We start from the raw sequence: 23,468 nt of genomic DNA, 5'->3' as shown, positions 1-23,468 counted from the left end.
CGATTTATCTGCAACGAATAGAGTTAAATTAAAACTCGTCGTCTTCGTCTTCATCTCTGGGTACAAAGACACGTGTAGCAGGTTTCACCAGTATCTCGAGATAAAATGAAGTTAATTCAAGCTGTTCAACTTCATCGATACATTTACTGATATCTGACAAATGGATCTCTTTAGCTTCTGACTCAGTATGACCAAACTTACAATCAAAATCCCAAAAATCAGAACCCTTCGGTAAATGCTTATTCCGTTCTCTTTTTACATATTTTTTTGCATCACTTTTAGCGGCATCAATTAAACGGGCATATTTGATTTTTGGGTGAGACAGTACAAATGTTTTTTTCATGTTTATCCTAAAAAGAGCCGCCAAAAGAGCAGCTCAGACATTACGGAGCGTTACTGCTATTTTACGTTACTTTTGTTCTAGTAGCGATGGGCACTGAGTGCTTATGCTGTGTAGAATTCGGTATGATAAACAGGTTTAAATTTTTCTGCCCTCATTTTTACAGTGGTCCTAAATGGAAATTCTAAAAGCAACAGACAATACCTCTATTCATTACATCTCTCTTGGTGCTGGCGATACGACACTGGTGTTTCTGCATGGATGGACGGCAAGTGTGCGTGAATGGTTGCCGTTTGCTTCTGAACTATCTGAAAAGCACGGCGTTATCTGCTGGGATGCCCGCGGACATGGTAAGCACGCTTACGCAACAGACACAGAAATGACGTTACCCCGCATGGCTGACGACCTTAATGAACTATTAAACCATCTTGATGTGCATGACGTCGTCTTGATTGGGCATTCGATGGGCGCACTAACCGCATGGGAATATATTCGCCGTCATGGCCAAAAACGCCTTAAAGGCCTGTGTATTATAGACCAGTCACCTAAACTGGTTGTCGACGTTCAATGGAAGCATGGCGTATATGGCAACCTTGATGAAACTAAAAATAAACATTTAATACAGCGCTTTACAACCGACTTTGCAGAAGGTGTCTTAGAACTGATTGCTTTCGGCAATAACCGCCGATCGCGTGAAAACTATGACAGTAACTCACGCGGCTTCCAGCAGATGCGAGACTATTTAAAAACACTGCCGGGTACCTTACTGACACGATGCTGGGTAAGTATAACCCAGCAAGATTATCGTGACGTGCTACCACAGATCCACTGCCCTACCCTGCTTATATATGGCGATGAAAGTCAGTTTTATAACCAGGATGTTCAACAGTGGGTTGCGGAGGCTATTGCCGATTCTGAGCTGTATATTTATCCTGATTCAGACCACTCTCCCCACCTCTGGCACAAAGAACGTTTCATTTATGATCTGAATCGCTTTGTTGAGGCTTTGTGACGACGTGTCTCTCCTTTATAATAGCGTCCAAATAATAGCGCCCTAATTCTAATGGTCTGATTTATATGCTTAACAATGTTCGAATAGTGCTGATCAATACATTTCACCCCGGCAATATTGGTGCGGCTGCTCGTGCGATGAAAAACATGGGTCTTTCACAGCTATGGCTGGTCGACCCTCGCGAACACCCGAGCGCAGAAGCCGATGCCCGAGCCGCTGGCGCTAAAGATGTACTGGATAACGCAACGGTTGTTGGTACGTTAAAAGAAGCAATTGCAGATTGCCACTTAGTGATTGGCACCAGCGCGCGTAACCGCACATTTGACCTGCCTATTCTGGATGCCCGTACTTGTGCTGATAAAATTATTTGCGAAGCGCCTCAGGGGCCAATAGCACTGATTTTCGGACGTGAAACTATGGGCTTATTGAACGAAGAACTGCAGTTGTGTAACTTCCATGTGTATATTCCGGCCAACCCTGAATATCCGGTATTAAATGTGTCTCAGGCAATACAACTTTTGAGCTACGAGATCTGGATGGCATCCCAAGCGCCCGCAAAAGAAAAAGCGACATTTGAGTATCCGCGTCAGAAAGAAATGGAGCTGTTTTATGAGCACCTCGAAACAGTGATCAAAGCCACCCACTTCATTATTCCTCAGCATGAAGGACGTGCGATGACTAAATTAAAACGCTACTTTAACCGAACGCGGCCGGAAAAAGCAGAACTTGGCATGCTACGCGGAATCCTGACATCGGTTCAGGAGACCATAGAACGATTATCATCGAATCATAAAAAGGATTAATCCGATGCATACAAACCTTAAAAGCCTTCAAGAAGATGCACGCCGCCTGCAAGCCGGTCTCGAAGCGGTTGCTGCAGAGATGAGCGCTTACGAAAACAACTTAGGCGGCATTCAGGCGTGCGCACTAAAAATTCAAAAATGCGCCAGAGTCATAGGTAATAATCGTATTGCTGCGGTTGCGGCCAAAGATAAGCGAAAAATTATGGCCGAACTTGAAGACGCCGCCATTGAACTAGTTGAGTTACTGAAAAGATGATATCTAATTTCCCCTTGGGTGATATGTCCGTAGAAACATTTCTGCGTGATTACTGGCAGAAAAAACCGCTGCTGATTCGTAATGCTTTTCCTGATTTTGAGCCGCCGGTAAGTGCAGACGAACTAGCAGGCTTAGCCTGTGAGGACGATGTGGAATCACGGCTGGTCTTACAGAATGCCGGGGGAACAAACTGGGAGCTTGAAAACGGTCCTTTTTCTGATGAGCGTTTCTCCAGCTTACCTGCATCACATTGGACGTTACTGGTTCAGGCCGTCGACCACTGGGTACCTGAAGCCAACGCATTACTGGAACAATTTCGATTTATTCCCAGCTGGCGCATTGATGATCTGATGATCAGCTATGCGACCAAAGGTGGCGGCGTAGGCCCGCATTATGATAATTACGACGTTTTCCTGATCCAGGCCAGTGGCCAGCGCCGTTGGGAAATCGGTGGTATTTTTGGTGAAGACTCACCTCGCCGCGATGACACACCGGTTATGATCCTGCCCGAGTGGGACGCACAAGAGACATTTATCCTGAATCCTGGCGACATGCTTTATGTTCCGCCACGCCTTGGCCATAACGGTACGGCGGAATCAGATAACTGCATGACCTATTCTGTCGGTTTTCGTGCACCTTCACATGCCGATATATTGCGTCAATTTACTGATTATGTGGGCGAACAGCTTAAAAGCGAAACCCGCTATAGTGATCCCGACCTCACATTACAGAGTAGCCCTGGCCAGATTCTGCAAACAGACATCGAGAAAGTCCGTTCCATCATGACAACTTACCTGAATGAACCGGACTTACTGGAAAACTGGTTTGGCGAGTACATGACCGAACAAAAATACCCCGAACAATCCGGCCCATCTGAAGATGCCGAGCTGTATGCTGTTGAAGTATTAACAGAGTACCTGGAGGACGGCGGTTTGCTGTATCGTTCAGAAGGCAGCCGATTTGCTTACCGCGAGAAGCAGGATGGCGGCGCCGTGCTCTTCGTCAACGGTATCGCCTGCGAAATTTCTCCGGACTCTGTCGATTTTGCCCGTGCACTCTGTGATTTACCGGCCATCAGCGCCATAGATGTGCCGACACGAGAAGCACAGGAAGTAGTCACCGAGCTTTACAACATGGAAGCACTTTACGGCGAAGAATAAACCTCTCAACCAATGCTCTCTTTAAGTAATGCTCTAGCGCCTTTAAAAGGCGCTTTTTAAAACATATAAACAAGGACCTTTGTACGTGAACGTAATAAGCCAGCTTAGCCCGGTAACAACTACCATCGCTAACCTTAATTTATCCGGCGGGTGTGGATATAAAATCATACAAGACCGGGTAATGATAAATGTCGGCAAAATTTCTAACCTTCGTTCCACTCATAGTAGAAGTGGCACGTTAGCGTTGGAGCTATGGGCACTGGAACAGCCTTATAACGGTAACGGTTTCCACGGAATTGCGCTGGCAACCACAGCCGTTGGCGTATTATCCGATCAATATTTTCTCGCCAACAATCACTACAACCTGCCCTTCCAGGCACCCTCTGATGGAACGTGGCACCTCACTCTCATGTTGCGAGAGTGGCACGGCAACGGCTACATCACCCGAGACTATGTAAATTTTAATGCGCCTTATATCGTCAACACCAATAGTATTAATACGAAACCGGTCATAAGCCGCAGCGAAACCGACAACGTTATTACGGTTGATTTTACCGGCAACAAAAATGCTTCAGATAAAATCAGCATTGATACCCATAGCGCTGATCAGGAGCCCATGGCTAAACCAGCTGCAGAACTTGAGCTGCCTGTTCAGAAAACACTGACTAAAAAGACAAGCGTAAAAGCAGACATCAATCCTGATATAGACGCCAAAGTATCTATTAATAATGCGACGCTCAGCCAGCTTGAAACGGTTAAAGGGATGTCGAAAAAACTGGCACTTAATATGGTGGCCGCCCGACCTTTTATGTCTCTTGACGAGGCAGTAAAAGCCAAAGGTATGGGACCTAAACTATTGCAGAAAATGCGTGAGTTTTTGTCTTTATAAGCTGCTAAAAAAAACAGCAGGGCTACTCGGGTTTTTCGATAGCCCTGTGATCATCTTATTTCAAATAATCAGCTAGAACCCATTATTAAGTTGACGACGCTTGAGCAATATCAATAATCAAACGTCTCAGCCACTGATGCGCCCGGTTGTGCTGGAGTAATGGACTCCATGCCATTTTAAATTCAAATGCCGGAATGTCGAACGGCGGCTGCTTAATCACCACACGAGGGTTATATTGCTGAGCTAAAGCCGCGCGCGTTGGAATGGTGACCACCAGCCCTTTTTGTTCTGCCAGCAAGGCGGCTGATTGATAATGACGGGTGAACACTGAAATATGACGTTTATAACCCATTCGTAATAGCGCCTCATCGACCCGGCCAAGTCGATTGGTATCTTTAGGTGTGATGCCCATGCCCGCACCCATGCCCGTTTTACTCACCCAGACATGATTCGCCTTAAGGTAACTTTCAAGCGCAAAGTCTTGAGCCACTGGATTGTTGACACTGAATAAACAAGAAAAGGAATCATGCCATAGCGTCACCTGATGAAAAGACTGAGGCATACTGTCAAATCGGTTAATCACTAAATCTACCTGACCTTGCTCGACTTCAAGAAAACTCATATCACTGGGGTTCAGAATATCTAAAACGACCCCCGGCGCTTCTTGTGCCAATCTCTCAAGTACATAAGGTATTAATGTCGATTCTCCGTAATCACTTGTTATGATACGAAAGACTCGGTCACTAGACGTGGCATCAAACTCAGTCGTGGGTTCAATTACCTGCTCAATACTGGCAAGGATCTGCCTGACCGACGATTGCATCTGCTGCGCACGCTCTGTTGGCATCATTCCATCACTGGTTCGCACCAGTATCGGATCATTAAATGTTTCTCGTAAACGCTTAAGACTATTACTCATCGCTGGCTGGGTAATGCCCAGTAAGCTCGCTGAGCGGGTAACGTTGCGCTCACGCAATAAAACATCAAGATATATCAATAAATTAAGGTCTATGTGATCAAGGTTCATAGCGACTACCCAATATTTTTTTTATAATACCTGCGCCCATATCCGTACATTCACAACATGAATGGCAGACATAACTGACATTGATTTCAATTATACTGGAATTTTCCATATAATGATCTCAACGTTAACCAAGGCAGTTTGTGACTACCTTCAACAACCAGACGGAACTAACCATGTCAAATTACACAAAAGATATCGATACAGTTGCTACGCTTCGTGAAACGAACGGCTCTCCTTGGGACACTATTAATCCTGAATCTGTGGCCCGCATGCGTGCACAGAACAAATTCAAAACCGGCTTAGACATTGCTAAATACACGTCTGACGTAATACGCGCTGACATGGCCGCTTTCGACGCTGACAAGACTAAGTACACTCAGTCTCTGGGTTGCTGGCATGGTTTTATCGGTCAGCAGAAGATGATTTCTATTAAGAAACACTTCAACGGCCAAACTGATCGTTGTTACTTGTACCTGTCTGGCTGGATGGTTGCGGCCCTGCGTTCTGACTTCGGTCCTCTGCCTGACCAGTCTATGCACGAAAAAACTACCGTTGCCAGCCTGGTAGAAGAGTTGTACACCTTCCTGCGCCAAGCTGATGCACGTGAACTCGGCGGTCTTTTCCGCGAACTAGACGCGGCTCGTGAAGCTGGCGATGCTACTGCTGCAGCGGCTGTTCAGGATAAAATTGACAACCATGTGACTCACGTTGTACCAATCATTGCTGATATCGATGCGGGTTTCGGTAACGCTGAAGCCACTTACATCATGGCTAAGCAGATGATCGAAGCCGGTGCTTGTGCACTGCAGATCGAAAACCAGGTTGCAGATGAAAAGCAATGTGGTCACCAGGACGGTAAAGTAACGGTTCCTCACGCTGACTTCCATTCTAAGATTCGTGCATTGCGTTATGCTTTCCTTGAGCTAGGTGTCGACAACGGTATTATCGTTTCACGTACTGACTCTGAAGGTGCTGGCCTGACTAAAGAAATCGCTGTTGTTAAAGAGCCTGGCGATCAAGGTGATCGTTACAACTCTTTCCTTGACGTTGAAGAAATCGATGTAGCTGACATGGCTGAAGGCGATGTATGCTTCAACCGTAACGGTAAGCTGGTTCGTCCTAAGCGCCTTCCTTCTGGTCTGTATCAGTTCCGTCAGGGTACAGGTGAAGAACGTTGCGTATTTGACTCTATCGAAGCGATTAAAGCCGGTGCCGACCTTCTTTGGATCGAAACTGCAACGCCAAGCGTTCAAGACATCGCCGACATGATGAACGAAGTGCGTAAAGAAATTCCTGATGCTAAGCTGGTTTACAACAACTCACCTTCTTTCAACTGGACTCTGAACTTCCGTCAGCAGGCGTTTGACGCCATGGTTGCAGCCGGTGAAGACGTATCTGCTTACGACCGCGCAGGCCTGATGGATGTTAAATACGACGAGACAGAATTGGCTGCACGTGCCGACGACAAGATCCGTACGTTCCAGGCTGATACTGCTCGTGAAGCAAACATCTTCCATCACTTGATCACTCTGCCGACTTACCACACAGCTGCACTGTCTACTGACAACCTGGCTAAAGAGTACTTTGGTGAAGCAGGTATGCTGGGTTATGTTGCTGGCGTACAGCGCAAAGAGATCCGTCAGGGTATTGCCTGTGTTAAGCACCAGAACATGTCTGGTTCAGACATGGGTGATGACCACAAAGAATACTTTGCTGGTGAGAACGCTCTGAAAGCTGGCGGCGCGAAAAATACGTCTAACCAGTTCGGCTAGAATTAGCTTTAAGGAAAGTGCTCTGGTTGCTCCATAACCATGGCATAGTCCACCCTTAGACATAAAAGGCGGCCCTTATATAAGGAGTCGCCTTTTTTATGTCTACGAAAGAATCTACTGGCTTTTTAGGTTAGAATTCAAACCTGCTTTTTACTACATACTGATTAAGTGATGTTGAATATGTCTGATACACCTGCTTTTCTTAAAGATGCTAAATATTTGTTAACCGAACAAGGGTTTACTACCAGCGATATCTGGTATCACGGTACCTCATCGGCGCTGGTCGACTCAATTAAAGAGCAAGGTCTGAAACGATCCGGTGATAAAGCGCTAAAGGATGCTGCCAAAAAAACTATGGCTACTATCGGTAATAACTATACGGAATCGGTTGAGCCGGTTTTTCTGACGCAAAGTAAAGAATTAGCTTTTTACTGGGCAAAACAAACGGTGAGAGACCGCAGTGTGCGGGTTGAGGGTGATGAGCAGCCAGTCGTTATTGCAGTAACATTCCCCGAAGCATTGAGTGCCCAAGTAAAGCCCGATGTCGGCGCAGCTAGCTTATTGTTAGTCAAAGAGGGTGAAAATTTTATGGCTTATCTGGCGGGTATTTATCAGGAGAATAGTTTCAGTGTACCTGAAATAGATCTGATGAGAGCAGACCGTATGGAGTACTTAAGTAAACTCGGCATGGCTTATTTTACTGAGGATATTGGTGTTGCATGCCTGGATATAATTACGGGCTAATGCTACTTATAATGGTATTTATAGCATGATGACTTACATGTCTTTTAATCAGGTTTAAAGACATGTGACGATTGTTTTTTATTCCAAAGAGGTTATTACTAAATTCTTAGGCGTGCAATCCTGCTGCTCTTGTTCGGTGATATCAGCCAATTCAAATGCAACAGCAACAGGAACGTTTTCGGATAGACGAGCCGTTTCATTATCATCAACTGACAGTTCAAGCATTATATTCTGCCCTATCACCCGCACATACATCTGTGACTGATCGACCACACTAACGTAAGGCTGCTGAATAAGGTTGACGGATTTATCATCGACAGACACCCAGCCGCGATAACACACGACGGCCTCAGGCACACCGGATGCAGTAGGTTGCTGCCTTAAGGTTGGGTCACCGCCAGCAAGAATAGTTTTTTGTAACTGCAAAATATCCCGATTTTCACCACCGCCATTAAAGGCAAATAGCGGAATATCCCAACCATGGTTACTAGTGTTCAGCACCCAGGTAATAGCAACAGCAGTTATTGTTAAAATGGATATTCCTTTTACCGTATCGTTCATGACTTACTTCCTGATTTTCATATTCCCTTATTTCCATATAGACGAGTATGTTTCAAAACAAACTTTTAAACAATCAAACGGTTGTTTGTTTTGTTTTGATGAATATAAAGGAATTCCCTTAAATTGTACTGAAATATCACGTATTCTTAAGAAAAAACAGAGAATTGATTATGCCTACTACGCTACCACAACTTACGGATGCCACACTTCTACTGAGTAATCGTATCGCATTGTTAACCTTCAATCGCGATGATGTACGCAACGCATTAACAGGCACTCACCTGATTGATGACATTCTTACTACCATCCAATGGGTTAACCAAAACGATAACGTATCGGTACTGGTTATGACCGGTGCAGGTAAAGCCTTTTCTGCCGGGGGCAATATCAAAGAGATGCTTGAGCGCGAGGGAGAGTACCGTGATGGCGCTTTTGGTGGTGATGTGTATGAGATTCAGAACAAATATCGACGCGGTATTCAAAAAATCCCATTAGCCGTATACAACTGCGAAGTTCCGGTTATTGCCGCCGTTAACGGAGCTGCCATTGGCGCAGGCTTCGACCTGACCTGCATGTGTGATATGCGCATTGGCTCTACTGATGCGCTACTCGGCGAAACGTTCGTTAACCTGGGGATTATCCCCGGCGATGGCGGTGCCTGGTTCTTACAGAAGCTTATAGGCTATCAGAAAGCGGCAGAGATGACCTTTACAGGCCGACTGGTAAAAGCAGATGAAGCCAAAACGATGGGTCTGTTACTGGATGTTGTTACTCCAGAAGAGTTGATGCCAACCGCAATGAAACTGGCTCAGCAAATTGCCGCTAAACCCCCTCAGGCATTGCGCATGACCAAGCGCTTGATGAAAGCAGCCCAACGACAAGAGCTCGCAGAGTTTTTGGATCTATGTGCCGTATTTCAAGGTATGTGCCATAACACTGAAGACCACATGGAAGCAGTCACTGCTTTTGTTGAAAAACGGCCTGGAAAATATCAGGGAAAATAACTAAGCAACTAAAACCGGCCACCTTGCCCTATCAGCCATTGAACAACTTGCCCTTGTTGTTGCTTATTAAGCAACATAACTTCGCATTGCTCCTGTATTACAGCTAAATCGTCCGGGTTGTTTTGGTAAGCCCGGACAATAGGTGCAAGAGGAATCCCATTAAGATGCCACACTCCAAGAGGCTGATCTGGCGAAGTGACGACATCGACCGCATCGATCAAACCCTGATTGACCACGGGCAGTGTCTTCACCTGTAGTTTTGTTATATCAGGTTGTTGATGCATCGGTTGATTATCTGGCCACTGGGCACGAGCGTCCCAAAAAGGCTGATCCGATCATTGCACAAAAATGATGTTTGTATAGCCCAGTTTTTTAAGGCCCAGAGCAACCGCTCCACCTGCGGGCCCTGCGCCCAGAATTACAATGGAGGTTGTTTCTGCTGATGTCATAAAGGCATGACTCCTGGTGAATAGTGCTGTCTGGGTTCGAGTCTAAAGTTAGGGTGAAGCCAGCAGACTGTTTACCGGACCAACCCCCATGCCCAAATACGTTGAAAAACCGATCAATGCACCTATGTGTGTCTAAGATATCCGAACCGATTATGGCACCAGAAACTTAGTTTCAAACTCCTCGCACGGCACTGCTTTGCTTAATAAGAACCCCTGTATTTCGTCGCAGCCAAGGACCCGAAGCATACTCGATTGCTCCTCAGTTTCGACCCCTTCTGCAACCACCTTGAGCTTAAAGGCATGCGCCAGATTGATGATAGTCGCCACCAGCGCCAATCCCTCTGATCCTGTGGTCATCTCAACCACGAAGGCTCGATCAATCTTCAAGGTGTTCACCGGTAGCTTGGAAAGGTAGCTAAGCGAGGAGAAACCTGTGCCGAAGTCATCGATGGCGATGGTGATACCCATGGCACGGATCGCTTTCAAACTATCGATATTGCGCTCGATATCTTCCATGATCATGCTCTCGGTGATCTCCAGTTCCAACCCCTGGGCGGCCTGTGCATCGAGAGCAACCGCCTCTTCGATTTCGGAGATAAAGCTTTGACGGTGTAGTTGCAGTGCAGACACGTTTACCGCAATACGAATGGCAGGCAGCCCCGCTTTGCGCCAGCGCAGGTTATCTGCAATGGCTTTGTGCAACGCCCAGCGCCCGACTTCATAAATTAACCCGGTTTCTTCCAGAATCGGAATAAACTGTCCCGGAAACACCAGACCGGTGCGCGGATCGTTCCAGCGAATCAGTGCTTCGGCACAGCGGATCTGACCGCTCAGGAGATCCATCTTAGGCTGGTAGTAGAGCACAAACTCTTCGTTATCGATCGCTTGGCGCAAGTGATTTTCCAGGGTCAGCTTGCTGATCACCGCTTCGTTCATCTTCTGGGTATAAAACAGATAGTGCTCGCCGCCCGCCTTAGCCTTCTTGAGCGCAGCTTCTGCATTTTTGAACAGGGTATCGGCATTGTTGCCGTCGTCCGGGAATAGCGCGATTCCGACTTTGGTGGCGATCCGGAAATCGGCGTCATTAAGGCGGAACGAATAATCATTAAAAGCTTGCACCATGTCTTCGATGAGACGTATCACGTCACCTTCTCGCTTTATTTCCGGCAGCAGTAAAGCAAAATGGTCTGCATCAAGTCGCGCCAGCAGTTTGACATCCCCGGTGTGGTTCGTTAACCAATCTGCCGCCAGTCTTAACAGCTCGTCACCCGACGAACGACCCAAACTGTCGTTGATGTTTTTAAAGCGTTCCAGATCAATCAAGCACAAGGCAAGTTTGTTGCCGCTACAAACAGTGCTATCCATGTGCTGCACTATCCGTTCGGAAAAAAAACTCCGGTTGGCGAGTCCAGTAAGTGCATCGTAGTAGGCGAGATAATCAAGTTTGTCCTGCTTATCGATGTAATCGATCGCGAACGAGATATCGTCAGCCAGCTCTATCAATAATTTCAGCTCTTCTTCGTGGAAGAATTCAAACTCTCCGGAGTAGAGAGCCAGCGCGCCCACTGCTTCGTCTGCAACAATCAGCGGTAAAACAACCATCGAGCGAACGCCGCATTCGACATATTTTTTACCGAACAAGATTCTGGGGTCGTTTAACGAATCATTGGAAACGATAAACTGTTTCTCTCTGATCACCGTGGCGACCATAGTATTTGATACATCTTTGTTCGAGCCCAGAAAGTCTTTGATGCTGTTCAGGAGCTCGTCATCCTGACCAGCGGTAGCGACCGGCACTATTTTTTTGGTTTGCCTGTCCACTATACATAGCATGGCCATGTGGAATCCGCCTTTCTCGACAGCAATGCGGCATGCCTCTCTGAATAATTCGTTACGGTCCTGTACCCGCACAATCAAGCTATTAATGTCGCTCAGCATGGCATATACGCGGTTGAGATATTTAATCTTTGACTCTACTGACTTGCGCTCTGTAATGTCCTCAATCATATTGAGATGGCGCGGAGGTTCCTTATCTTCAACATTCAATGGGCTGATCGTCATATTAATCCAGACACTGCTATTGTCGGGACGAACGTAGCGTTTCTCCATCTGGTACCCGTTTATCTTACCAGCATTCAACAGTGCCATTTGTTCAAGGTCTGCTTGCAGGTCATCCGGGTGGGTAATCTGCATCCAATTCAGACTCAGCATCTCTTCTATTGACCTACCGGCAATCGCTGCGAAACGCGAATTGACTTCGCAGTGATTCCCAGAAAGAGAATCGATGAAGGCAATACCCAGGGGCGCTTGCACAAACATAGTTTTAAAGCGTTCATCACTGGCTCGTAATGTCTGCTCTATCTGCTCGGTCTGCTTGCGTGCGCTGATGTTCTGACTTATACCCTGTAAACGAATGGCCTGTCCTGCCGTATTACTTTCAACTTTAAAACGGACATCCACCCAGATAATTTCGCCATTGCCGCTCAATATTCTAGTTTCTATTGCCGCAGAGTAATTCGGATCGACAGATTCAAAAGCCCGTTTGATATTTTGACAAACCACTGGTGCATCCTCAGGATGAACGTAGCGACGAACAAAATCAGCTGAAGGCATGTGGTATCCTCCCGCTTCTTCCGCTGTTATTTTATGCAACGAGTAATATTGGTCGTTAAATAAAAATTTTTCGCTGGCAAACTCATATTCCCAATAACCCACTTTGGCAATTTTCAAGGCTTCAGATAGCTGGCTGTCACTTTGCTTTAACGCGGCAGTGCGTTGCGAGACCGTTTGCTCAAAAAAGCGATGCAATAGGCTCAACTCAAGGTGAGTTCGGATCCTGGCGCGAACTTCATGAATATCGAACGGTTTGGTAATAAAATCGGCAGCCCCAATGGAAAACCCCCGGAGTTTTTCCCATGACTCTTCGACCATACTAAGAAAAATAACGGGGATTTGATTGCCCAGCTCTGTCGCCTTAATGCGTCTGCATACCTCAAAGCCGTCCATGTCCGGCATCAGAATATCCAGCAACACCAAATCAGGAGGAGTTGACCCCAGCACCATCTCAATAGCTTTTGGGCCATTGTCAGCAACCATGATGCGATATTCATCGCTCAATGCACTAATGAGCTGATGAATATTTTCCGGCACATCATCAACGACCAAAACAGAGAATTTTTCTGGCGGTATTCCATCGGGGCTCACCACCGGCAGCATCGGCTTTCGGCGGTAGCGCCGCAACTCTAACTGAGTGAGCACCCTTAATTTCAACCAATCGGGGTTGACCGGTTTGCCGATGTAATCAGCGGCACCCATCCTGAGCCCCCGGGCCTCATCTTCGGATTCTGACAAAGAGGTAACGATAATGACCGGAATGTCGGCTGTCAGCGAGTCAATCTTCAGCCGGCGCAATACCTCATAGCCATCTATGTCAGGAATTTTAATATCGAGTAATATCAGATCAGGTTGCGGTTTATGCACTGCTAATTCCAGCGCCTTTATCCCACTAATCGCGGCGGTAACAGCGTAACTGTCACCCAGCATACTCATCATCGCATGCAGATTATCACTGGCATCATCCACGACAAGTATTCTGGGTTTATCGCCGTCGGGTTTATCAAAGCCAAGATCTGTCATGATAGCGTCCTTGTTCATGCTTCAGCACGCAGAAGCGTACACAATTTATCGATCTGAGCAAGCGCGTCGTCAATGGCAAACTTGTCCACCTGGGCAGCGATCTCAGTCATTGCCTGTTCGCATTCACCACCGACAACCCCTGCTCGCATTACCACCAGCAGCGATTCGGCCTCCCCCAGATCACTTTCCAGTAGTGTGGCCAGCCTTGTCAGCAGGGTAAGCAACCTGTCGGGCGCAAGCAAAGTTCCTGCTTCAGGATTCGCGGCAGAGGTGTTGAGCCCCTCAATTTCGGCCATAACCTGCTGTAGCAAATACTGCAGACTTTTGTATTGAGCAGGCGTTGGCTTCTTGCCCTGCTTCAGTAACACATCCAGCGTATCAGTAGCGGCAAATAATGTATGCGCACCGAGCGTGCCGCAAACCCCTTTAAACTCATGGCAAAACTCTTCGCCCGCCGCCATGCCTTTATCTGCGACCAGGCGTTGCAATTTGTCGACCGCACTGTGGTAATGTTCCCGGAAACGCCGCAATTGCTTGCGGTAGGCATCTGCTTTGCCCCCGAAGCGATGGATGGCGCGCGCCACATCAATGCTTTTTATCGCCAGCAAATCCGCTTCAATTGCCCTGGTATTCGTTGTCAGATGAGAGGAGCCTGCCCGCTGTTGTTGATGGCCGTGTGCAGGCAGGCTTGCGGTCGATACGTTGTCGTCGGCCTCAGGCGGCACCTTGATCCACTTTAGCAGTACTGTCCAAAGATCGTCCGGTTCGACAGGCTTAGGGATGTGATCGTTCATGCCCGCCTCCAAACAACACTTACGGTCATCTGCCATCGCATTGGCGGTCATAGCGACCACAGGCAACTGTGCAAACTGCGGCAGCTTGCGGATTTCCCGCGTGGCCGTTATGCCGTCCATCACCGGCATCTGCATGTCCATTAGCACGATATCGTAGAGGGTTTCCTTAACCTTACGTACGGCGACCTCCCCGTTCTCGGCCAGATCAACGCTAAAGCCGGCATCGCGCAGTAATTCTGAGGCCACCTCCTGATTGAGCTCGTTATCCTCGACCAGAAGAATGTGAGCCCCCTTGATAGCGCAGAGATTGGTCTCCGCCAGCGAGGTATTATCACGCAGTTTCCTGCGCACTGAACCTCTATCACCCAGAACGTTCATAACACTGTCAAACAGTACGGAAGCATTCACCGGCTTAATGAGGACGTCATCCAGACCGTCCGCTTCGGCTTCTTTGATGACGTCCTCATCACCATGGGCCGTCATCATGACCATACAGGGTAAAGAGTTTGATGAACGTGCGCGCAGTTGGCGTAACGTCTCGACGCCATCCATGCCGGGCATCAGCCAATCGAGAAAAACTATGTCGAAAGCCTGACTCTGCGCTTCGGCGCGCACTACAGCATCTATCGCCGCTTGCCCGGAGGATGCTTCGTCAACAATCAGATGCATGTTTTCGAGCAGATTCTTAACCACCGAGCGGGCGTTATCATTATCGTCGACCACCAATCCTCTACGATCTTTCATCTCCGCTCTCAATACCCGTTGAGGTTTAGTTCTTGCTCCCTTACCAAGAAGAACAGTAAACCAGAACGTACTACCCGCGCCGAACTCACTATCGACACCCACATCGCCGTGCATCAGTTCCGCGAGTTTTTTTGAAATAACCAGCCCAAGTCCGGTACCTCCATACTTACGTGTGATCGACGTATCTGCCTGCTGAAAAGACTGGAACAGTTGCCCGCGCTGCTCAGGAGTAATGCCAATGCCAGTGTCACGCACGGCACAGTAGAGCAACACATCCTTGTCGCTTTCTTCACGCACGCGGATGATGATATTAATCTCACCCGACTCAGTGAACTTGACGGCATTGTTAGCGTAATTGATCAGTATCTGTACTAAGCGCATCGGATCGCCGATTAACTCATTGGGCACGTCATGGCCAATATCGAAAACAAGTTCCAGCCCTTTAGCAGCGGTTTTCGGGGCGATCAGATTCGCGATATTTTCAAGTTCTTTTTCCAGATCGAAACCGATTTTCTCAACAACCACTTTGCCTGCTTCGATTTTTGAGAAGTCGAGGATGTCGTTGATGAGGCGCATCAGGTATTGGCCCGACCCCTTAATCTTTTTCAGGTAATCGCGCTGGTGCGGCGTCAGCTCAGTTTTCAGCGCCAGATGCGACATACCGATGATAGAGTTCATCGGTGTACGTATTTCGTGGCTCATATTCGACAGAAAGTCCGACTTTGAGAGACTCGCTTTTTCCGCGACTACTTTGGCGTTTTCCAGCTCGACCATCATCCGATTACGCTCAGTAACATCGCGCGCGGCGGCGAATACGCCCTGCAATTTTCTGTCGCGATCGTAGAAGGTGCTGGCATTATAAGACACCACGGTTTTCTTGCCGCTCCAGCTAAGCGCGGTGAGTTCATAGTCGGTGACCTTGCCTTCGGCCAGCACCTGATTGATGCCTGCCTCGGCATGCGCCGGATCGGTGAAGTAATTTTTAAACGGGGCACCTATCAACTCGTCGCGTGTACAACCGGTGAGCGCTTCCATCTGCTTGTTGACGTCACTGATAATACCTTTCGCGTCGGTCGTTATCAGCGCGTCGATGTTAGACTCAATAAGAGAGCGGGTATAGAACTGCTGGTCACGCAGGCGCTGATCAAGAATCATCTGCTCCGCTTCCGCTTCTTTACGCAGGGTATTGTCAGTGCCGATCAGCAGATAGCCGATGATGGCATTTTTCTCGTCACGCAAGGCTGTAACCGATACCACCGCTGGGAAGCGACTACCATCCTTGCGAAAATAGGTTAATTCGTAGATATCCTCGATGCCGCGTGAAGCCTTGAACACCAACGCGTCGAATCCCGGTTCTATCGGTGTGTCCAGTTCAGCAGAGAGTCCTTTGGCTCGCGCGATAACTTCCTGCGGATCAGAAATATCGGCAGGCGTAATCTTGTTTATCACCTCATCCGCCGTGAAGCCCAACATACGCTCGGCACCCACATTGAATATCTGGATCACGCCATGGGCATCAGTAGCAATACTCGAAAAGTTGGCGCTGTTGAAAATGGCACTCTGCAGAGCCCCCGCCTTGAGCAGCGCGTCTTCCGCCTGCTTGCCGACACTGTTGATAAACAGATAACCGATAATACTACTCTGTTCGTCGCGTAGTGCCGTAACCGACACTACCGCCGGGAAACGGCTGCCATCCTTGCGGATGTAGGTTAATTCGTAGATATCTTCAATGCCGCGTGAAGCCTTTAAAATCAACGCGTCGAACCCCGGCTCTACCGGCTCGCCCAGCTCAGCAGAGAGCCCCTTGGCACGCGCGATAACTTCTTGCGGATCGGAAATATCGGCGGGCGTGATCTTGTTCATCACTTCGGCCGCAAGGTAACCCAGCATACGCTCGGCACCGACATTAAAAATCTGGATTACGCCCTTAACATCAGTGGCAATGCTGGAAAAATTAGCGCTGTTGAAAATCGCACGTTGCAGGGCTTCTGCCGTTAGCACAGTATCCTGCTGACGCTCGTCCGTCGGGACATCTGACGAGTCATCGATCGTTTCGGTAGCACACGGGGCAGCAATTTTCCTGGCTATGGTACTTCTCCTATAATCACGCCCCTCAGAGCGCTTGTTACGCTCGTGCTTATTTATTAAGCACGCTGACCCGACCCTTTATGAATCATCGGTTCCCTTATTACCAAATAAATTTTGCTCAGTACTAATAACGACCTGATTACGGCCTCCATCTTTTGCTTCATATAGCGCTTTGTCCGCTTCTTCAATGAGGTCACTGGCATTGTCGAGATCAGGAAATGCGGCAATACCACAACTAAAACTACAACGAAAAACCCCTTCATCACTTAAATGACTCATTTCACTGAAGCAGATCCTTAGTTTATCCATAACGATTTTTGCGGTTAAGGCATCAGCATTAGGCAGCACTACCAAAAATTCTTCACCGCCGTAACGGCCAATAACATCATACTGACGCAAGTTCTGTTTAAGCAAATTAGCCAGATTCTTGAGTACCCGGTCACCCGCCGGGTGGCCATATGTGTCGTTCACATGCTTGAAAAAGTCCAGATCTAACATGACAATAGAGAGTGATATTTTCTCACGCTTGGCCCGGGTAAGTTCAGCTTCGAGTCTCTTTTTACTCTTGTTATGGTTAAGTAAGCCGGTCAATCCATCCGTGTCGGCCAACTTGCTAATCATTCGCCCACGCTTAACCCGACTGGTGATGGCAGAGGTCAGGTGCCACGGCAGCACTGGTTTGCTCAGAAAATCATCGCCCCCCAGACTCATAGCACCCAGTTTTTTCTTCAGGTCTGCCTCAGAGGATAAAAATACAATAGGCACATTGACATAAGTATCCATCTGCCTGACAACCTGACTCAACTCCAAGCCGTTACAACCCGGCATATAGATATCCATCAGGATAAGGTCAGGCTGGAATGAAGCAAGCACATCCAACAGTAGCAACGGAGCGTTGACTTCTATTGTTTCCATACCCGACTGTTGTAAAATCAGGGCTGAAAATGCAGATTGCTCTTGTGCATCATCAACGATCAAAATGCGATAACGTTCTTCCGTAATCTGATGAGTGAATGTTGCAATAGCATCAACCAGAGCCGCCACCGCTATCGGCTTGGGGAAGTAAGCCAGACCATTGGCACGCACCGCAGCAAGACGCATTTCAATATCCTGACTGCCACTAATAAAAATGGTCTTTAGCGGTTGCATTCGTTTGGCATTAACGCGCGCGATATGCTCAATCCCCGCCTTAGGCTTTTCATCCAGTACTACATCCATTATGACGATATCCGGCACCTGGCGTTCCAGCGCCTCATCAAATGAGGCCAGATCAGAAAAGGCCACAACGGTATCGCCAAAGTTCTGAATTTGCAGGACCATGTTACGAAGAAAATCGATATCATCATCCACCAGATAAATCAATTTATCCCGGGAACGACCCAAAGACAAGGTCATATTATGGGGTTCTATTGGTGCCACAGCAGACGCTTTTTCTACAGTCTCACTACCGAGTGCTGTCGCCAGTTTTTCCAGCAAAAAATCGATCTCATCCACGGGCAAGCAATCCACCTGCTGAGTTTCCGGCAAACGTAATGTAATCATGCGGGCAACATCAGCGACGGCTTCAAAGCCGTAAGTTGCACTGGTTCCTGCCAGCGTGTGGACCTGGCGATGAAAAACCTCAAATAGTGCCTCATCGGCCGGTACAGATTTAAGCATTTTCCAGCTTTGTCGAATCGCTTTAACTTTGCCTGGAAGCTTCTTAGCAACCGTCTGTGTTAATACAGCCAATGCCGCCTGAATATCGGGTTCGTGATGCCGGGTACTTAGCATCAATGTTGAGTTCTTGCCCATATGTCACCTATTTGCGTAGCCAGCGTCATAGGATCAAAAGGTTTGGCTATCACGTCGACCGCCCCCATATCCAGATAACGCTGTATTTCATTCGGTTGAACCTTAGCCGTCATAAAGATTGCTGGTGTCTTTCGGTAAGCATCCATTTCACGAATTTTTGCCAATGCGCTCGGACCGTCCATATCGGGCATCATCACATCAAACAACAGCAGTTGTGGCGCAAACGCCTCAACCTCCGCCACCGCTTCCAGACCCGTGTTACACGTTTTCAGCGTAAAGCCGCCCACCACTTCCAGTGCAAGCGACGCCACCTGTCGGATGTCGGGTTCATCTTCAGCATATAGAATACGTTCCAGAGTCTGCATATTATTTATCCTGTCATGATACTTGTTTGTTTATCGCCGCTTTAATCTGTTGCATCAGCGCCTCGTTACCAGTCCTTGACTTGAGCAGTGCGCCTTGTACCTGCGCACTGATATCTTGGCTAATTTCCCGGGCCGAAAAAACAATGATGGGCGTTTGATGTTCAGGGCTGTTCAATATGGGCAGCAAATCTACCCCGGAGCCATCCGGCAAGCCGATATCCAGCAGGACCAAATCAAAGTGCTCGTCATTGATCAACTGCTTAGCCTGCGTCAGCGTTTTCGCCAAAATAACCTGATATTCACTATTCAACAGAGTGTCAACAATCATGGCAATATCCAGGTCATCTTCCACGTGCAGAATGCGCCGCTTACATTGCGGATGAAACATGCTTTTACGAATAGAGCTCAGCAGCCTGTTTTTATCGATGGGTTTCTCAATCCAGTCGACCACGTTCAGTACATCACCTTTCATTTCAAGCTGGCCTTGATGTGCCTTGGCTGACACCACGATAACAGGGAGCTCTCGAGTGGCGTCATCGGCGCGCAGTTTACGCAATAAACTGATACCGCTCCCGCCGGGGATCATCAGATCCAGGGTGACAGCGTGATACTGATGGGTTTGTATCTGCTCTATGGCTTGCTGATAGTTAAATGCCTGATGATAACGATAGCCGTCATCCTCCAGCATCATGCCGAGCAAACCGGATACATCCTGGTCATCCTCCACCACCAGCAGCAACGGCCGAGATGAATGAATTTCCTTACCCATCTTTATTTCTTTCTTCTGCGCGCTCTGGAACAATATTAAATCAACATAAAAGGTGGTCCCTTTGTCTGTGGTGCTCTCAAAACTAATGCTACCGCCATGCTGCTCAACAATGGACTTGGTGATACTTAACCCTAACCCCGTGCCACCCTTTTTACGCGTGTCGGAGCTGTCGGCCCTTGCAAATTTACTGAATATTCTGGATTTGAACTCTTCGGGTATTCCCTTTCCGTGATCGTGCACTGCAATGCGGGCATGTCTGTTTTTTACCCTCACTGTAATTTCTACCTGATCGTGAGCCGGGGAGTATTTGGCGGCATTAGAAAGCAAATTTGACATCACCTGAGCGATGCGTTTTTCATCGATGCGAACGATCACGTTCTTATGCTCACCCGCATCAAATACAAAATGGACATTCAGTGGATCAGCATAACCCTGATTCGATTCAACCGCGTTCTGAATGACAGAAATCAGGTTGGTGACTGTATAATCAAAATGCATTTTCCCGGCGGCAATCTGATCAATATCCAGAATATCATTGATCAGATCTATCAGCCGCTCACTGTTGCTGTTAGCAATGCTGACAAGTGCCTGCGCCTTTTCAGGAATTTCTCCCACGACACCGCCTAAAAGAAGACCGAGGGAACCACGAATAGAGGTTAAAGGTGTGCGCAATTCATGACTGACCGTAGAGATAAACTCTTTTTGCATCTGCTCAACACGTTTACGTTCGGAGATATCTCTGACGATACCCGCGAAATGGCTTTGGTCACCGATCAGCAGCGTACTGAGGGCCATTTCCATCGGAAAGGTAGAGCCATCCTTTCGCAGACCCACTATCTCAAGACCTACCCCTTTGACCTTTTTCGCGTCGATGCTGACATGATTCGACAGATAATCATCGTATTCAGCATGGTAAGGACCAGGCATCAGTACCTTAACGCTGTGTGCTATCACTTCATCAGGACGGTAACCAAAAATTCTGGCGGCCGCTGGGTTAAAGGTTTCAATAAAACCCTGTTCATTCAGGGTAATGATGCCATCAACAACATTATTAATGACGGCCAACAGGCGAGCTTTTTCGTCGAGTACATTCTGTTCGTCCGTTTGGCGTTCTGTGATGTCTCTGACGATAGCAGCGAAGTGATGTTGTTCGCCGATAAGTAGCGTACTGACAGCCATTTCCATCGCAAAGGTAGAGCTATCTTTACGTACGCCAACACTCTCAAGACCCAGAACTCTTACCTTATCCTCGTCGTTACTGACATGATTAAGCAGATAATCATCGTATGCATCATGACAAGACACGGGCATAAGCCTTTTAACCCTCTGTCCTATTGCCTCATCCGGACGGTAACCGAAAATCCTAGCGGCAGCAGGGTTAAATGTTTCAATGAAGCCATTTTCATTAATCGTAATGATGCCATCAACAACATTGTCAATGACGGCCAACAGGCGAGCTTTTTCGTCGAGTACATTCTGTTCGTCCGTTTGGCGAGCAGATATATCGCGCACAATGCCTGTGAAATGACGCTCATCCCCCACATTCAGCTCACTAACCGCTAACTCCATGGGAAAGGTAGAACCATCCTTACGCTTGCCGACCATCTCGCGCCCGATACCGATAATTTTCTTGTCATCAATGAATAGACGCTTTAAAAGGTAATTATCATCTTCGCTATGGTAGGAGCCAGGTATCAGCAGATTAATATTCTGGCCGATGACGTCATCAGCCGAATAACCAAAAATACGTTCGGAAGCAGGATTAAATGATTCAACCATACCTATTTTATTGATAGTGATCAGGCTGTCGATCAGGCTGTCGACAATCAAAGAATGTCTTTTTGTCTTGAGTATTATTTCGGCCTCAAGATCTGCTTTAATTAGCTGCTGATCCGCCGCTAAATCATTGAAAGTTTGATACAGGATGCGAAACTCGTCTGTAACCGATGACACGTCGGCACGAACCATCCTATCACCCTGCTGCATTTTTTTAGCGATCTCTGCAAGCCGGACGACAGGTGCTACAATGTTTCGGGTGGTCATCCAGAGGGTAACCATGAGTGCGAACAGCCCCATAATGATACCGGCCAATAATGAGCCACCCCGTTCGGCAATAATCGGAGCAAAAGCAATATTTTCAGGAATACTGAGGCCCAGCAACCAGTAACGACTATGATCTCTTGGGCTGAAAAAAATCTTCTGGAAACCATCCACTTCATGCTTCTCGCTGTCATAGCGGATCAGGCTATCCTCTTTCTTTGATAGGGCAAGGAGTTCCGGGTCATCCTGAGATAGATTGTGGCCTGAGCCTAATGCTTTGCCAAAGATTTTGGCAGCATCAGAATGCTTGATGTAGTCCCCGTGTTCGTCACTGATAAAGCGCTTCGCACCCGATAAGTCGGTAAAGACATTTTTGAACAGCTGATCAATGAAGATATTGATGACAATCAGGCCTTCAACGTTATCATCGTCTTGTAGGTATACCGGTGTCGCTATTCTGAATATCGGCGTATAAGGTTGCCGAATCATCCCGTCTTCACGGTTCAGATTGACATCGGAATGATAAATCTTACCGGCTGCCAGCTTGAGGGTTTCAGATACATAAAGATTATCTTCTTGATTCTGAAAATCATCCACCACGGTTGCTTGTCCCGTTAAGGAATCCACTCGTACCAGCTCATGACCTTTTGCATCTATGTATTTAAGCTGAGCATAGGATGTATTGTTGTGCGTAAAGGACAAAAAGGTAGCTTCCAGGCGTTGCTTCCATTGATCCAGCGAGCCACCTCTCACCGGATCAATGCCGCCCGCGTTGCGGCTCCGGATGATAGCTGACACCGCAGGAACATCACGCAGGGATAACAAATTTTCGCGCTCGGAATTTAATATCGTGGAAATTTCATGACTCAACAGCTGTAGCGCTGTTTGTTTGAGCGCAATAATATTTTTTTCCGCATGAACACGCGAAGTCCAGTAGCTGTATTCACTGGCAATAAACAAGGATGTAAAAATAAGCAATCCCAGCCCCAGTGTGGTTTTCCCCCTCACCCCCAGCTTTAATTTACTGAACATATCAGTTCCTTATCGCCACTACAGATGGCTTATATATTCTATATTAGCCTATATTTTTGATAAATACTGAATAAATGCTGAACAAAACAGATTCATATAATAAAAAAACCCCAGTCCGAAAGAACTGGGGTTCATATGAGAAAAGATTAATTACATCAATAAATTAATTAAAAAAACATTAACTTCCGC

General features: G+C 47.4%; 17 protein-coding genes. 8 read left to right on the top strand and 9 right to left on the bottom strand.

The window, feature by feature from the left end:
• Positions 1–28: 28 nt before the first annotated feature.
• Entirely contained in the window at positions 29–343 is a 315-nt protein-coding gene (locus Nant_RS10180; RefSeq protein ID WP_054341541.1) for a DUF6172 family protein, read from the bottom strand.
• Positions 344–515: 172 nt separating this feature from the next.
• On the opposite strand from Nant_RS10180, the gene Nant_RS10175 reads away from it, so the two are divergent.
• The 5 genes from Nant_RS10175 (at position 516) to Nant_RS10155 (ending at position 4,460) form a co-directional block, all read left to right on the top strand.
• Positions 516–1,352 carry an alpha/beta fold hydrolase gene (locus Nant_RS10175; protein WP_054341540.1) on the top strand — a complete coding sequence of 279 codons (837 nt, stop codon included), beginning with the start codon at positions 516–518 and terminating at the stop codon, positions 1,350–1,352.
• Positions 1,353–1,417: 65 nt separating this feature from the next.
• Positions 1,418–2,155: a tRNA (cytosine(32)/uridine(32)-2'-O)-methyltransferase TrmJ gene (trmJ, locus tag Nant_RS10170; protein ID WP_054341539.1), complete on the top strand. Its 738-nt coding sequence runs from the start codon at positions 1,418–1,420 to the stop codon at positions 2,153–2,155.
• 4 nt (positions 2,156–2,159) lie between these two features.
• The gene (locus tag Nant_RS10165; RefSeq protein ID WP_054341538.1) at positions 2,160–2,411 is read left to right on the top strand and encodes a hypothetical protein; all 252 of its coding nucleotides are present in this window, start codon (positions 2,160–2,162) and stop codon (positions 2,409–2,411) included.
• Positions 2,412–2,434: 23 nt separating this feature from the next.
• Positions 2,435–3,571 (top strand): cupin domain-containing protein, encoded by a 1,137-nt coding sequence (locus Nant_RS10160; protein WP_238377115.1) that lies wholly within the window; start codon positions 2,435–2,437, stop codon positions 3,569–3,571.
• An 85-nt stretch (positions 3,572–3,656) separates the two neighbouring features.
• Entirely contained in the window at positions 3,657–4,460 is an 804-nt protein-coding gene (locus tag Nant_RS10155) for a ComEA family DNA-binding protein (RefSeq protein ID WP_143773525.1), read from the top strand.
• An 85-nt stretch (positions 4,461–4,545) separates the two neighbouring features.
• Here Nant_RS10155 and Nant_RS10150 read toward each other — a convergent pair whose 3' ends face one another.
• Positions 4,546–5,487 (bottom strand): LysR family transcriptional regulator, encoded by a 942-nt coding sequence (locus Nant_RS10150; protein WP_054341535.1) that lies wholly within the window; start codon positions 5,485–5,487, stop codon positions 4,546–4,548.
• A 173-nt stretch (positions 5,488–5,660) separates the two neighbouring features.
• On the opposite strand from Nant_RS10150, the gene Nant_RS10145 reads away from it, so the two are divergent.
• Positions 5,661–7,259, top strand: coding sequence for an isocitrate lyase (locus Nant_RS10145; protein ID WP_054341534.1), 1,599 nt, complete (start codon positions 5,661–5,663; stop codon positions 7,257–7,259).
• A gap of 180 nt (positions 7,260–7,439) precedes the next feature.
• Positions 7,440–8,003, top strand: coding sequence for a hypothetical protein (locus Nant_RS10140; RefSeq protein WP_054341669.1), 564 nt, complete (start codon positions 7,440–7,442; stop codon positions 8,001–8,003).
• 78 nt (positions 8,004–8,081) lie between these two features.
• Here Nant_RS10140 and Nant_RS10135 read toward each other — a convergent pair whose 3' ends face one another.
• Positions 8,082–8,564 (bottom strand): hypothetical protein, encoded by a 483-nt coding sequence (locus Nant_RS10135; RefSeq protein WP_054341533.1) that lies wholly within the window; start codon positions 8,562–8,564, stop codon positions 8,082–8,084.
• A gap of 170 nt (positions 8,565–8,734) precedes the next feature.
• Here Nant_RS10135 and Nant_RS10130 point away from each other — a divergent pair, with 170 nt between their 5' ends.
• Entirely contained in the window at positions 8,735–9,568 is an 834-nt protein-coding gene (locus Nant_RS10130) for an enoyl-CoA hydratase-related protein (RefSeq protein ID WP_054341532.1), read from the top strand.
• 8 nt (positions 9,569–9,576) lie between these two features.
• Here the strand turns inward: Nant_RS10130 and Nant_RS10125 are convergent, their stop codons facing one another.
• The 6 genes from Nant_RS10125 to Nant_RS10100 all read right to left on the bottom strand — a co-directional run bounded on the left by Nant_RS10125 (position 9,577) and on the right by Nant_RS10100 (position 23,279).
• Positions 9,577–9,852 carry a hypothetical protein gene (locus tag Nant_RS10125; RefSeq protein WP_054341531.1) on the bottom strand — a complete coding sequence of 92 codons (276 nt, stop codon included), beginning with the start codon at positions 9,850–9,852 and terminating at the stop codon, positions 9,577–9,579.
• A gap of 315 nt (positions 9,853–10,167) precedes the next feature.
• Entirely contained in the window at positions 10,168–13,653 is a 3,486-nt protein-coding gene (locus tag Nant_RS10120) for an EAL domain-containing protein (RefSeq protein WP_076496007.1), read from the bottom strand.
• Positions 13,654–13,667: 14 nt separating this feature from the next.
• Positions 13,668–17,192 (bottom strand): PAS domain-containing hybrid sensor histidine kinase/response regulator, encoded by a 3,525-nt coding sequence (locus tag Nant_RS10115; RefSeq protein WP_054341530.1) that lies wholly within the window; start codon positions 17,190–17,192, stop codon positions 13,668–13,670.
• Positions 17,193–17,357: 165 nt separating this feature from the next.
• On the bottom strand, positions 17,358–19,073 hold the full coding sequence (locus Nant_RS10110; protein WP_082400176.1) for a sensor domain-containing diguanylate cyclase: 1,716 nt from the start codon (positions 19,071–19,073) through the stop codon (positions 17,358–17,360).
• Positions 19,052–19,438, bottom strand: coding sequence for a response regulator (locus Nant_RS10105; RefSeq protein WP_054341528.1), 387 nt, complete (start codon positions 19,436–19,438; stop codon positions 19,052–19,054). Before Nant_RS10105 ends, Nant_RS10110 begins: the two co-directional genes overlap by 22 nt.
• Before the next feature lie 13 nt (positions 19,439–19,451).
• Positions 19,452–23,279: a PAS domain S-box protein gene (locus Nant_RS10100; protein ID WP_054341527.1), complete on the bottom strand. Its 3,828-nt coding sequence runs from the start codon at positions 23,277–23,279 to the stop codon at positions 19,452–19,454.
• Positions 23,280–23,468: the final 189 nt, after the last annotated feature.

Source organism: Neptunomonas antarctica, assembly GCF_001305295.1.
GTDB lineage: Bacteria > Pseudomonadota > Gammaproteobacteria > Pseudomonadales > Balneatricaceae > Neptunomonas > Neptunomonas antarctica.
The sequence above is the reverse complement of the archived record's forward strand: the minus strand, read 5'-3'. Positions and strand labels throughout refer to the sequence as shown.

Excerpts from the sequence above, each read along its gene's own strand:
- Nant_RS10180 (WP_054341541.1), bottom strand. The coding sequence starts at position 343 with ATGAAAAAAACATTTGTACTGTCTCACCCAAAAATCAAATATGCCCGT.
- Nant_RS10175 (WP_054341540.1), top strand. The coding sequence starts at position 516 with ATGGAAATTCTAAAAGCAACAGACAATACCTCTATTCATTACATCTCT.
- trmJ (WP_054341539.1), top strand. The coding sequence starts at position 1,418 with ATGCTTAACAATGTTCGAATAGTGCTGATCAATACATTTCACCCCGGC.
- Nant_RS10165 (WP_054341538.1), top strand. The coding sequence starts at position 2,160 with ATGCATACAAACCTTAAAAGCCTTCAAGAAGATGCACGCCGCCTGCAA.
- Nant_RS10160 (WP_238377115.1), top strand. The coding sequence starts at position 2,435 with ATGTCCGTAGAAACATTTCTGCGTGATTACTGGCAGAAAAAACCGCTG.
- Nant_RS10150 (WP_054341535.1), bottom strand. The coding sequence starts at position 5,487 with ATGAACCTTGATCACATAGACCTTAATTTATTGATATATCTTGATGTT.
- Nant_RS10145 (WP_054341534.1), top strand. The coding sequence starts at position 5,661 with ATGTCAAATTACACAAAAGATATCGATACAGTTGCTACGCTTCGTGAA.
- Nant_RS10140 (WP_054341669.1), top strand. The coding sequence starts at position 7,440 with ATGTCTGATACACCTGCTTTTCTTAAAGATGCTAAATATTTGTTAACC.
- Nant_RS10135 (WP_054341533.1), bottom strand. The coding sequence starts at position 8,564 with ATGAACGATACGGTAAAAGGAATATCCATTTTAACAATAACTGCTGTT.
- Nant_RS10130 (WP_054341532.1), top strand. The coding sequence starts at position 8,735 with ATGCCTACTACGCTACCACAACTTACGGATGCCACACTTCTACTGAGT.
- Nant_RS10125 (WP_054341531.1), bottom strand. The coding sequence starts at position 9,852 with ATGCATCAACAACCTGATATAACAAAACTACAGGTGAAGACACTGCCC.
- Nant_RS10120 (WP_076496007.1), bottom strand. The coding sequence starts at position 13,653 with ATGACAGATCTTGGCTTTGATAAACCCGACGGCGATAAACCCAGAATA.
- Nant_RS10110 (WP_082400176.1), bottom strand. The coding sequence starts at position 19,073 with ATGGGCAAGAACTCAACATTGATGCTAAGTACCCGGCATCACGAACCC.
- Nant_RS10105 (WP_054341528.1), bottom strand. The coding sequence starts at position 19,438 with ATGCAGACTCTGGAACGTATTCTATATGCTGAAGATGAACCCGACATC.
- Nant_RS10100 (WP_054341527.1), bottom strand. The coding sequence starts at position 23,279 with ATGTTCAGTAAATTAAAGCTGGGGGTGAGGGGGAAAACCACACTGGGG.